Genomic DNA, 11,395 nt, shown 5'->3' with positions numbered 1-11,395 from the left:
GGGGCCGGGCCGGTTCATGCCCGCCGGCACGTCCCCGTGCGGCGCGGGCCTGCCGCGCAGGTCGCGCCATTATAGGCCGCGGACCGCGGGGGCCCGCGGGCTAGGCACGCACCACCTCGCCGAGCGCGGCGAGCAGCCGGTCCACCTGGTCTTCGTCGTGCGCGGCGGAGAGTGTGATGCGCAGCCGCGCGGTGCCGGCCGGCACGGTGGGCGGGCGGATCGCGGTGACCAGCAGGCCGCGTGCCTCCAGCGCCTGCGCGGCGGCCAGCGCCGCCGCCGTGTCGCCGAGCAGGAGCGGCTGGATCGGCGTGCGCGAGGGCGAGAGCGGCAGGCCGAGCTGGGCGGCGCCGCGGCGGAAGCGGGCGATCAGCGCGTGCAGGTGCTGGCGTCGTGCTTCGTCGTCGCGGGCCAGGCGCAGCGCCGCGCGCGTGGCGGCGGCCAGCGCGGGCGGCGGGGCGGTGGTGTAGACGTGGCTGCGCGCGAACTGGGCGATGCCCTCGATCAGCGCGGCCGGCCCGGCGACGAAGGCGCCGGCGGTGCCCAGCGCCTTGCCCAGCGTGCCCACCAGCAGCGGCACCTGGCGCGCATCGAGGCCGGCTTCGGCCACGCAGCCGGCGCCTTGCGGGCCGAGCACGCCGAGGCCGTGGGCGTCGTCCACCAGCAGCAGCGCGCCTTCCTCGGCGGCGAGCGCGGCGAGGCCGGCCAGTGGCGCCACGTCGCCGTCCATGCTGAACACGCCGTCGGTGGCGAGCAGCGCGGCTGCCTGCGGGCGGCTCGCCAGCTGGCGCCGCGCGCCGGCCACGTCGGCGTGCGGGTAGCGCTTGAGCTCCGCGCCGGCGAGCGCGGCGGCGTCGAGCAGGCTCGCGTGGTTGAGCTTGTCCTGCACGCTGGCGTCGCCGCGCGCGAGCAGCGCCTGCGTCACGCCGAGGTTGGCCATGTAGCCGGTGGAGAACAGCAGGGCGCGCTCGCGGCCGGTCCAGGCGGCCAGCTCCTCCTCCAGCGCGGCGTGTTCGCGGTGGTGCCCGCAGACCAGCGCCGAGGCGGTGCTGCCCACGCCGGCCTCGTCGGCGCCGCGCTTGAGCGCCGCGGCCAGGTCGGGATGCCGGGCCAGGCCCAGGTAGTCGTTGCTGCAGAAGCCGAGCAGGCGGCGGCCGTCGCGCACCAGCCAGGGGCTGTCCGCGGTCTCGCTGGCCTGCGCGTGGCGCCAGAGGCCGGTTTCCCGTCGATGGGCCGTCTGGACGTCCAGACGTGCAAGAAGGTCGGGGCGCATCGTGAAGTCGTGCGGGTTGCGGCAGGTCTGCGGTGCGGCAGGGGGCGCGCCTGCAGGAGCCCGGCGGCCTAAGAGCTTGTTCAAAGTCTTGCCGTTGACGCGGCTTGGCTCCTCCCCCTGCACGCAGGGGAGGGTGCAGGTGGGAGAGGCTTTGAACAGGCTCTAAGCCGCGCAGGGTTCCAGGATGTCCGCGTGCACCGTGCCCGGCTCGGCTTCCACTTCCAGCGCATGCAGGTCCAGGCGGCGGAACAGCGCGCGGTCGGCTTCCACGTCCGGGTTGCCGGTGGTGAGCAGCTTCTCGCCGTAGAAGATCGAGTTGGCGCCGGCGAAGAAGCACAGCGCCTGCACCGCGTCGTCCATCTGCTGGCGGCCGGCGGAGAGGCGCACCATCGAGGCCGGCATCAGGATGCGCGCCACCGCGATGGTGCGCACGAACTCGAACGGGTCCAGCGCCTTGGTGCCGTGCAGCGGCGTGCCGGGCACCTGCACCAGCTGGTTCACCGGCACCGACTCGGGGTGCTCGGGCAGGTTGGCCAGCGTCTGCAGCAGGCCGGCGCGCTGCGCGCGCGTCTCGCCCATGCCCACGATGCCGCCGCAGCAGGTCTTCAGGCCCGCCCCGCGCACGTGTTCCAGCGTGTCCAGGCGGTCCTGGAACCCGCGGGTGTGGATGATCTCGCCGTAGAACTCCGGCGCGGTGTCCAGGTTGTGGTTGTAGTAGTCCAGCCCCGCGCCCTTGAGCGTGGCGGCCTGCTCGCCGGTCAGCATGCCCAGCGTGGCGCAGGTTTCCAGGCCCAGCGCCTTCACCGCGCCGACGATCTCGGCCACCTTGGCCACGTCGCGGTCCTTCGGGGCGCGCCAGGCGGCGCCCATGCAGAAGCGGCTGGCGCCGGCGTCCTTGGCCGCCTGCGCGCGCGCCACCACGACCTCCACGCTCATCAGCTTCTCGGCCTGCACGCCGGTCTGGTAGCGCTGCGCCTGGGGACAGTAGGCGCAGTCCTCCGGGCAGCCGCCGGTCTTGATCGAGAGCAGGGTGGAGACCTGCACCGCATTCGGATCGTGGTGCGCGCGGTGCACCGAGTGCGCGCGGTGCAGCAGCTCGTTGAACGGCAGTGCGAACAGCGCGGCGACTTCCTCGCGCGTCCAGTCGTGGCGGAGGGCGGCGGCGGACATGGGGTGGCTCCAGGGTGCGATGCGAACGCCGCGCAGTGTGGAAGCGCCCTGTCATCGTGTCAACTTGAGTTCATGGCGAATGGTTGACGCGATACGAAGGATGCCGAGCCGCTACCATCGGCTCTCCACACTTCCACGGAGCGGGTCCATGAGCGCAGGTCAGGGCAGCGGCGGCAACGTGCTCGCCGCCATTTGCAGCTTCTTCATTCCCGGTCTCGGCCAGCTGGTGCAGGGACGGCTGCTGAAGGCGATCGTGATGTTCGTGCTCGCCGCCGTGCTGTGGATCGTCTGGCTGGGCTGGATCATCCATCTGTGGTCGATCCTCGACGCGGCGCTGTTCAAGCCGCCGCAAGACTGACCCCCGCCGCCCATGCGCAAGGACGCGCTGCGCCGCAGCCTCTCCCGGCTCCACGCCTGGTTGCTGCCATGGCGCTGCCTGCTGTGCGGCGCCGCCGGCGCGGAAGGCCTCGACCTGTGCGCGGCCTGCGCCGCCGAGTTGCCGCGCAACGCCAGCTGCTGTGCGCGTTGCGCCTTGCCCTTGCCGACGCCGGCCGTGTTGTGCGGCCGCTGCCAGCGCCATGCGCCGCCGTGGGCGGCGGCCTGGGCGCCGTTCCGCTACGCCTGGCCGCTGGATCGGCTGGAGCGCCGCTACAAGTTCGGCGGCGACCTCGCATCGGGCCGCACGCTGGCCGCGCTGTGGCGCGAGGCGCCTCGCCCCATCGACCTGCCGCAGCTGATCCTGCCGGTGCCGCTGCACGCGCGCCGCCTGCGCGAGCGCGGCTACAACCAGGCGCTGGAACTGGCGCGGCCGCTGGCGCAGGCGTTCGGCGTGCCCGCGCAGGCCGACGCCTTGCGCCGCGTGCGCATCACCGCGGCGCAGACCGAACTCGACGCCCTCGCGCGCCGCCGCAACGTGCGCGGCGCCTTCGCCCTGCGCGAGGGCTTGGCGCTCCCCGCGCACGTGGCGTTGCTGGACGACGTGCTGACCACCGGCGCCACGCTGGCCGAGTGCGCGCGCGTGCTCCGGCGCGCGGGCGTGGCGCGGGTGGACGTGTGGGCGCTGGCGCGGGCGCCGGTGCCGGGGGGCGGGCGGTAGTCCTGCGCGGGATGGTTTTGGCCGGTGCTTGGGTGGGAAGAATGCAGAGCGCGCACGCTCAAAGCTCGCCGCAAACTGCTCCCTCTCCCCGCCGGGGCACGCGGGGAGGCGCCATGGATGGCGCCGGCTTTGAGGAGCGAGGAGAGGGTTGGGGTGAGGGGCACGGCTGCGATGGCCTCGCTTCGAGCGAGCGTTCCGGCGAGCACCCGCCCCTCACCTCGGTCCTCTCCCCAGCGGGGAGAGGAAGCAGAGCGTGTGCTCTCGCAGTGCTTCTTTGCACAGATGAAGATGTCTACGAGCCGAAGAGGTCAGTTTGCTTCGGAAGCGCGCGAACCACTCAACCCGGCAGCAGCGCCCGCAGCTCCCCCCGCGCCTGCCAGCGCCGCCACAGGTTGAGCGGCTTGCGCGCGAGCTTGCCGTAGCCGCCGTCGAGCAGCGTCTGCGTGGCGGCGAGCACGCGCTCGCTGGCGTGGCCGTCGCGCAGCGGGTGGATGGCGTCGGCGTGGGCGCGCAGGGCGACCATCAGGGCGTCGGGGCGGGCCAGGGCGCGGTCGATGGCGGCGTCCACCTCGGCCGGGCCCTGCACGTCGAGCATGAAGGGCTTGGGGCGGCGGTTGCGGATCGTCACCACGGGTTTCAACTGCACCGCGAACTCGTCGATGGCGGAGGAGGTGTCGCACACCATCACGTCGGCGGCGCGCAGCATGTCGAGCAGGCGGTCCGATTCAAGGAAGCGCGCGTGCGGGCCTTCCAGCTCGCGGTAGGCGGCGATCAGCGCCGGGTCGCACTTGGGGTGCAGCGTGAGCAGCCAGTAGCGGTCGGCGCGCGCGGTGAGTTCGCGCAGCGGCTCCAGCATCGCGCGGGCGGAGCTCAAGGATTCGGTGAAGGTAGAGGCGTACATCGCCACCGGCCGCGCATCGCCGGGACGCAGCGCGGCGGCGGCCACACCGTCGCCGGCGAACAGCGGGTCGAGCTTGGGCCAGCCGGTTTCCTCCACCGCGAAGTAGCGGTGCTGCGCGGCCAGCTCGCGGAACGGCGCGGTGGTGGACGGTCCCTGCGTGCAGTAGAGATCGAAGAAGCCGCGCAGGCGGAAGTGGCCGCGGTCGGGCTCGCGCTTCTCGGCGTTGAAGCCGTGGAACACCTGCACCTTGGCGCCGGGCAGCGCCGGCGCCACCCAGTTGGCGGCGCAGAACACGGCGTCGGGCGCGAGCCGCTTCACTTCGCGCAGCGAGCGCAGCCGGGGCTCGTCCGCGTGCAGATAGGCGGCGACTGCCTCGGGCACCACCCAGCCCACGCGCAGGCCCTGGCGCGCCGCGGCGGCGGCCAGCGGGCGCAGGATCGGCAGGGCGTACAACTCGGTGGCGAACAGCAGGCAGGCGTGCATCGTGGCGTCGGGAGGGGGCAAACCGGCATTATGCAGCAGGCACCGGGCCGGGCCGGCGCCACGGACCGGAAAGCTGCGGATGGCAACAGAAGGTGCGCGACGCGCCCCGGCGTCTCGGCGCAGGAAGAAGCGGAACTGCAGCCGCCACACTGCCGCCAACCACCAACCACCCATCGTCGGCCAGTGCGTGCCGCCATCGAGAACGGCAGGCGGATCGCGCGCCTGCCGGCTCATGCCGCGGCACCGGCTGGCGTGACGTACACTGCTGCGCTCGTCCCGAGCCGTGCGCGCCCATGCGTGCCGGCCGGCGCCCCTTCCGCTTCCCACCCGCCGATGAATCGCCTGCCGATCTCCGCCTGCATCATCACCTTCAACGAGGCCGACCGCATCGACGCCTGCCTCGCCTCGCTCGCCTTCTGCGAGGACGTGGTGGTGGTCGACTCCGGCTCCACCGACGACACCGCCGCGCGCGCGGCGGTGGCGGGCGCGCGGGTGATCCCGCGGGCCTTCGAGGGCTTCCGCAGCCAGAAGGCGTTCGCGGTGGCGCAGGCGCGGCACGACTGGGTGCTGTGCCTGGACGCGGACGAGCGCGTGACGCCGGCGCTGCGCGCCAGCATCGAGGCGGCCTGCGCCGGCGGCTTCGAGGGTGCGGCCGGCTACCGCTGCGCGCGGCTGAGCGAATACTTCGGCCGCTTCCTGCGCCACGGCAACGCCTACCCGGACCGCGTGCTGCGCCTGTTCGACCGCCGCCGCGGCGGCTGGCGCGGCGGGCGCGAGATCCACGAGGCGGTGAGCGTGGACGGGCCGGTGAAGCCGCTCGCCGGCGACCTCGAACACCACCCCTATCGCTCGCTGTCCGAGCAGCTCGCCAAGCAGGAGCGCTACGCACAGATGATGGCCGAGCACCTGCACGCGGCCGGCAAGCGCGCCACGCTGGGCAAGATCCTGCTCAACCCGGCGTGGCGCTTCGTGCGCGGCTACGTGCTGCGCGGCGGCTTCCTCGATGGCTGGCGCGGGTTGCTCTATGCGCTGGTGCGCATCGAGTACGTGCGGCGCAAGTTCGTGAAGCTGTGGCTGCTGGAGCGCGGCTACAAGCCGTAGGCATTGCGCCGTCGAGATGATCCGGCGTTTTTTGTAGGAGCGCGCCTTGCGCGCGACCGGGGAGCGACGGCGACGCCGCTGCGTAGGCTTGTCGCGCGCGAGGCGCGCTCCACAAGTCTGGGCGTTGCGGTGATGTATCGGCGAGAGGGTCGGGCGTCTTCCGTAGGAGCGCGCTTTGTGCGCGACCGGGGCGTGGCGGCGACACCGCTGCGTGGGCTTGTCGCGCGCGCAAGGTGCGCTCCTTACAGGTTCTGCATGACGCATGGCCGCCACGGTTGGCGATCAGCGCAGCGGGTTCACGTAGACCGGGTTGCCGATCAGCAGCGGCTTGCCTACGGCATCGAGCACCTCCGCGCGCAGCCAGTGCGGGCGGCCGTCGCCGGTCCAGTCGAAGCCGCGCCGCACGTCCTCGCCGTCGAGGCGCGTGTCGATGGCCGCCGCCAGCGGCCGGCCGTCCAGCCACAGCGCAAGCCGCGCGCCGGCGACGTGGGCCGCGTGCACGGTGACGTGCACGCGCTCGCCCGCTCCGGCGCGCAGGGCGTCGCCCATCGTGGCGTGCTGCGCGCCAAGCCCGGCCTCCAGCTCCAGCAGGCGGTCGCGGCTGCCCTCGGTGTCGATGAAGACATGGCCGGCGCGAATGCCCTCGAGGATGGCCGGCATCGACAGCGCCGTCACGCCAGTGACGCATGCGTCGGGGCGGGAGCGGCCGCAGGCGTCTGGACGGCCGAATCCGTGAGGCAGGGGACGGCGCCTCAGCGCACCGCCAGCGCCACCACGATGCCCGCCCACAGCACCAGGCCGACCCAGTTGTTGTGGCGGAACGCGGCCAGGCAGGCCTCGCGCGCGCGGTGGCGGATCGACCACAGCTGCCAGCCGAACATCGCGGCGGCGCCGGCTACGCTGAGCCAGTACGGCCAGCCGAGCTGGGCGCGCTGGCCGGCGAACAGCATTGCCAACAGGAAGGTGGCGGCGAGGATGCCGAGGATGGGCAGGTCCGCGTCGCCGAACAGGATGGCGGTGGACTTGGCGCCGGCCTTGAGGTCGTCCTCGCGGTCCACCATCGCGTACATGGTGTCGTACACCACCGACCACAGGATGTTGGCGATGAACAGCAGCCAGCCCAGCGGCGGCACCGTGTTCGACACCGCCGCGAAGGCCATCGGGATGGCCCAGCCGAAGGCCGCGCCCAGCACCACCTGCGGCAGGTAGGTGTAGCGCTTGGTGAAGGGGTAGGCCGCGGCCAGCGCGGCGCCGGCGAAGGAGAGCTCGATGGTGAGCCGGTTGGTGAACAGCACCAGCACGAAGGCGAAGGCGAGCAGCGCGGCGAACACCACCAGCGCCTCGCGCGGCGTCACCCGCCCCGCGGCGATCGGCCGCCCGGCGGTGCGCGCCACCTGCGGGTCGAGCTTGCGGTCGGCGTAGTCGTTGATGGCGCAGCCGGCCGCGCGCATGGCGAACACGCCGAGGGTGAAGATCACCAGCGGCCCCCACGGCGGGAAGTCGCCGGCCGCCAGCCACAGCGCCCACCAGGTCGGCCACAGCAGCAGCAGCGCGCCCACCGGGCGGTCCATGCGGGTCAGCACCAGGTAGTCGCGGGCCTTGGCGCGATGGCGTGCGGGCAGCGCGCGCAGCAGCGCGTCGAGCACGCGGCCGGCGCGGCCGGAGCTGTCGGCGGGCTGGGTGGCCGGCGCCGCCGGCGGGCGGGCCGCGCGCGGGCGAACGGCCGGGCTGGCCACGGGAGTACGCCGACGATGCGGCCGGTTGCGGGAGGAAGGCGCCATGGTGGCCAGTTTAGCGCGGCGACCATGGCGGCATGGCGCGATCGCCGTCGCGGCACGGCGACGCGGCCGGTGCAATCATGCGCCCGGCACTCCCGCCACGTCGCCGGTCCCTTGCCATGCCCAAGGCCCTCGACCACATCGCGCTGGTGGTGCGCGACCCCGCCCGCAGCGGGCAGCTGTTCGCCCGCGTGTTCGACGACGCGGTGGTGCACAGCGGCACCGGCGACCACGACACCGAGGTGCAGCTCGGCGGCGGCATCTGCCTGATCCTGGTGGCGGGCGAGCCGCCGGCCACGCGCAACGGCGACCACATCGCCTTCGCGGTGAGCCGGCACGAGCAGCGCGCCTGCGCGCGGCGGCTGGAGGCGATGGGGCTCGGCTACGTCTATGCGCGCGGCGACAGCGCGCTCTATTTCGACGACTACGACAACCACGTGTTCGAGCTCGACGTGGTCGAGGATTGAACCGCGCCGCTAAAGTCCCGCCCCGCACGGCCGATAGAACACCCTGAAGCGACCGCATCGGCGCCGCCTTGTCCGGCGCGCCGCCCGAAGCCCGCCGCAACGCATGGGAGTTGCCGTGACCACCGATCCTGTCCGCCCGCTGGACGAGCGCGCGACCGTACCCGCCGGCAAGCCGGCGGCGGACGGCCACGACGAGCTGCCGCAGTACCTGCTGCTCGACTCGGTGGCGCAGTTCACCCACCACCGCGACATCGACGCGCTGGACCACAGCCTCACCCTCACGCTCGCCGAGCTGGCCGGCGCGCGGCGCGTGTCGCTGTACAAGCGGGCGAGCGAGCACAGCGGGCCGGAGAGCCTGGTGCGCTGCGACTACGGGCAGGACGGCGGCCACGCCATCGCCGCAGTGGAGCCCGACGAGGAAGACCCGCTGCTGCAGCTGCTGCGGCAGGGCGTGGGCCAGCTCACGACCCGCGCCACGCGCGGCCCCGACGGCGACTACCGCCTGCTGGTGCCGATCCACCGCGACGGCGCGGCGATCGGCGCGCTGCTGCTGGAAAGCGCGCATCCGCTGGACGCGCTGCTGCTGGTGGTGGACGGCTTCGCGCGCATCTACGCCAACTACATCGGCCTGATCAACGAGAGCGAGCGCGACAAGCTCACCGGCCTGTACAACCGGCGCACCTTCGAGCGGCAGCTGCAGCGCCAGCTCGGCCGCGCCGCCCGCGGCCTCATCGGCCCCCGCTGCCTGCCGCCGGCCCCGGAGGCGCGCCTGGCACGGCGCGGCACGCTGTGGCTGGCGCTGCTGGACATCGACCACTTCAAGCGCATCAACGACACCTACGGCCACCTCTACGGCGACGAGGTGATCCTGCTGATCGCGCAGAAGATGCGCGCCTGCTTCCGCCAGGACGACGTGCTGTTCCGCTTCGGCGGCGAGGAATTCGTGGTGCTGCTGCTGGCCGCCGACGAGGCCGCGGCGCATGCTGCGCTGGAGCGCTTCCGCACGCGCGTGGCCTCCTACGTGTTCCCGCAGATCGGCTGCGTCACCGTCAGCATCGGCTACGTGGGCGTGGAGCCGCAGGACTACCCGGCCACCGTGCTCGACCGCGCCGACAAGGCGCTCTACTACGCCAAGAACAGCGGCCGCAACCGCGTGTGCCACTACCGCCGCCTGATCGCCGAGGGCGTGCTGGGCGACAGCGTGGCAGCGGGCAGCGTGGACCTGTTCTGACGCGCGCGGCGCGCCCGGGCCCGGCTCTGCACCCTCTCCCCGCCGGGGAGAGGGAGAAAGCGTGCTCCTTTTGGCGCCGCTAGTTCTGGCACAGCAGCAGCCGGTAGGCCGGGTGCTCGCTCTCGTCGCGGTAGGGGTAGCCCAGGGTGTCGAGGAAGCGCTGGAACAACGCGCGCTCGGCCGGCGGCACCTGCAGGCCGACCAGGATGCGGCCGGTGTCGGCGCCGTGGTTGCGGTAGTGGAACAGGCTCACGTTCCAGTCCGGGTGCAGGTCATCGAGGAAGCGCACCAGCGCGCCGGGGCGCTCGGGGAATTCGAAGCGGTAGAGCAACTCGTCCTGCGCCAGCGGCGAGCGGCCGCCGACCAGGTGGCGCAGGTGCAGCTTGGCCAGCTCGTCGCCGGTCAAATCCAGCACGGCGAAGTCGTGCGCGCGCAAGGCGGCGATCAGCGCCTCGCGCTCGGCCGCGTCGGTGGTCTGCACGCCGACGAAGAGGTGCGCCTGCTGCGCGTCGGCGATGCGGTAGTTGAACTCGGTGATCGCGCGCTGGCCGAGCACGGCGCAGAAGCGGCGGAAGCTGCCGCGCTGCTCGGGAATGGTGACGGCGAACACCGCCTCGCGCTGCTCGCCTACCTCGGCGCGCTCGGCCACGAAGCGCAGGCGGTCGAAGTTCATGTTGGCGCCGGAGACCACCGCGGCCAGCGCGCCGCCGCCCGGGTGCGCCGCGGCGTACTGCTTGAGGCCGGCCAGCGCCAGCGCGCCGGAGGGCTCGGGTACGCTGCGCGTCTCCTGGTAGAGGTCGCGCATGGCGGCGCACAGCGCATCGGTGTCCACCCGCAGCATGGCGTCCACGTGGGCGCGGCACAGCGCGAAGCTGAGCGCGCCCACCTGCTTCACCGCGGTGCCGTCGGCGAACAGGCCCACTTCTTCCAGCGTCACGCGCGCGCCCGCTTCCAGCGAGCGCGCCATGGCGTCGGCGTCGACGGTCTCCACGCCGATCACCTTCACTTCCGGCCGCAGCGTCTTGAGCACCGCCGCCATGCCGGCGATCAGGCCGCCGCCGCCCACCGGCACGAACACGGCCTCCAGCGGCCCCGGGTGCTGGCGCAGCAGTTCCAGCGCCACGGTGGCCTGGCCGGCGATCACGTCGGGGTCGTCGAAGGGGTGCACGAACACCGCGCCGCGCTCGGCCTCGATGCGCGCGGCGGCGGCCTGCGCCTCGCTGTAGGAGTCGCCGGCCAGCACCACCTCGACCCTCGCGCCGCCGAAGCGGCGCACCGCGTCCACCTTCACCTGCGGCGCCGTCACCGGCATCACGATGCGGGCGCGGATGCCGAGCTTCGCCGCGGCCAGCGCCACGCCCTGCGCGTGATTGCCGGCGGAGGCGGCCACCACGCCGCGCTCGCGCTGGGCGGCGTCCAGCGCGGCCATCTTCGCGTAGGCGCCGCGCAGCTTGAAGGAGAACACCTGCTGGCGGTCCTCGCGCTTGAGCAGCACCGGGCGGCCCAGCCGCGCGGCGAGCAGCGGCGCGGCTTCCAGCGGCGACTCGGCCGCGACCTCGTACACCGGCGCGGCCTGCGCGCGGCGCAGCAGCTCGGCCGCGCCGGGCGGCGCGGTGGCGGTGTCGTCGTCGGCCAGTCGCGCGTTCACGTGGCCTCGTCGGTGGCGGTGTGCTCCACCGTCAGCACGTCGACCAGGCGGCGCGTCTGGCTGAGGATCTGCGCCAGCCGCGCGTCGTCGCCGTGCACCACCAGGGTGAGGCGGGAGACGGCCGGGTCGTCGGTGGCGACCACGCTGAGCGCGTCGATGTTGTGCCCGCGCGCGGCGAACAGCCCGGCCACGCGCACCAGCGCGCCGGCCTCGTTCTGCAGCAGGATGGAGAGGGTGTGTTTCATGGCTG

At 73.4% G+C, this 11,395-nt stretch carries 12 protein-coding genes; 5 read left to right on the top strand and 7 right to left on the bottom strand.

All coding sequences use genetic code 11. The annotated features are described in order from the left end of the window. Positions 1-100: 100 nt before the first annotated feature. Positions 101-1,270, bottom strand: coding sequence for an 8-amino-7-oxononanoate synthase (gene bioF / locus ACH65_RS01035; RefSeq protein ID WP_049620689.1), 1,170 nt, complete (start codon positions 1,268-1,270; stop codon positions 101-103). A 162-nt stretch (positions 1,271-1,432) separates the two neighbouring features. Then, on the bottom strand, positions 1,433-2,440 hold the full coding sequence (gene bioB, locus ACH65_RS01030) for a biotin synthase BioB (RefSeq protein WP_049620688.1): 1,008 nt from the start codon (positions 2,438-2,440) through the stop codon (positions 1,433-1,435). A gap of 148 nt (positions 2,441-2,588) precedes the next feature. Between bioB and ACH65_RS01025 the strand changes: the two genes are divergently transcribed. Both ACH65_RS01025 and ACH65_RS01020 read left to right on the top strand, forming a co-directional pair. Further along, positions 2,589-2,798 (top strand): hypothetical protein, encoded by a 210-nt coding sequence (locus ACH65_RS01025; protein WP_049620687.1) that lies wholly within the window; start codon positions 2,589-2,591, stop codon positions 2,796-2,798. Positions 2,799-2,810: 12 nt separating this feature from the next. Further along, entirely contained in the window at positions 2,811-3,536 is a 726-nt protein-coding gene (locus tag ACH65_RS01020) for a ComF family protein (protein ID WP_049620686.1), read from the top strand. Between the two features lie 337 nt (positions 3,537-3,873). Here ACH65_RS01020 and ACH65_RS01015 read toward each other — a convergent pair whose 3' ends face one another. After that, complete coding sequence (locus ACH65_RS01015) at positions 3,874-4,920, bottom strand: CDP-glycerol glycerophosphotransferase family protein (protein ID WP_049620685.1); 1,047 nt, start codon at positions 4,918-4,920, stop codon at positions 3,874-3,876. Between the two features lie 333 nt (positions 4,921-5,253). On the opposite strand from ACH65_RS01015, the gene ACH65_RS01010 reads away from it, so the two are divergent. Further along, positions 5,254-6,021, top strand: a complete 768-nt coding sequence (locus tag ACH65_RS01010) for a glycosyltransferase family 2 protein (protein WP_153242416.1) — start codon at positions 5,254-5,256, stop codon at positions 6,019-6,021. A gap of 282 nt (positions 6,022-6,303) precedes the next feature. Here ACH65_RS01010 and ACH65_RS01005 read toward each other — a convergent pair whose 3' ends face one another. Together ACH65_RS01005 and ubiA are read right to left on the bottom strand one after the other, a co-directional pair. After that, the gene (locus tag ACH65_RS01005; protein WP_049620684.1) at positions 6,304-6,681 is read right to left on the bottom strand and encodes a CehA/McbA family metallohydrolase domain-containing protein; all 378 of its coding nucleotides are present in this window, start codon (positions 6,679-6,681) and stop codon (positions 6,304-6,306) included. Positions 6,682-6,773: 92 nt separating this feature from the next. Further along, positions 6,774-7,667, bottom strand: coding sequence for a 4-hydroxybenzoate octaprenyltransferase (gene ubiA / locus ACH65_RS01000; protein WP_049620739.1), 894 nt, complete (start codon positions 7,665-7,667; stop codon positions 6,774-6,776). Between the two features lie 251 nt (positions 7,668-7,918). Between ubiA and ACH65_RS00995 the strand changes: the two genes are divergently transcribed. Continuing rightward, a complete protein-coding gene (locus ACH65_RS00995; RefSeq protein ID WP_049620683.1) occupies positions 7,919-8,266 on the top strand; it encodes a VOC family protein in 348 nt (115 codons plus the stop codon). A 115-nt stretch (positions 8,267-8,381) separates the two neighbouring features. Beyond that, positions 8,382-9,497 (top strand): GGDEF domain-containing protein, encoded by a 1,116-nt coding sequence (locus tag ACH65_RS00990; protein ID WP_237561405.1) that lies wholly within the window; start codon positions 8,382-8,384, stop codon positions 9,495-9,497. Positions 9,498-9,576: 79 nt separating this feature from the next. Here the strand turns inward: ACH65_RS00990 and ilvA are convergent, their stop codons facing one another. Together ilvA and ilvN are read right to left on the bottom strand one after the other, a co-directional pair. Next, complete coding sequence (gene ilvA / locus ACH65_RS00985; protein WP_082190073.1) at positions 9,577-11,145, bottom strand: threonine ammonia-lyase, biosynthetic; 1,569 nt, start codon at positions 11,143-11,145, stop codon at positions 9,577-9,579. Then, a complete protein-coding gene (gene ilvN, locus ACH65_RS00980; protein WP_049620681.1) occupies positions 11,142-11,390 on the bottom strand; it encodes an acetolactate synthase small subunit in 249 nt (82 codons plus the stop codon). The genes ilvA and ilvN overlap by 4 nt, the downstream gene beginning before the upstream one ends. Positions 11,391-11,395: the final 5 nt, after the last annotated feature.

Source organism: Frateuria defendens (genome assembly GCF_001182895.1).
Taxonomy (GTDB): domain Bacteria; phylum Pseudomonadota; class Gammaproteobacteria; order Xanthomonadales; family Rhodanobacteraceae; genus Frateuria_B; species Frateuria_B defendens.
The sequence above is the reverse complement of the archived record's forward strand: the minus strand, read 5'-3'. Positions and strand labels throughout refer to the sequence as shown.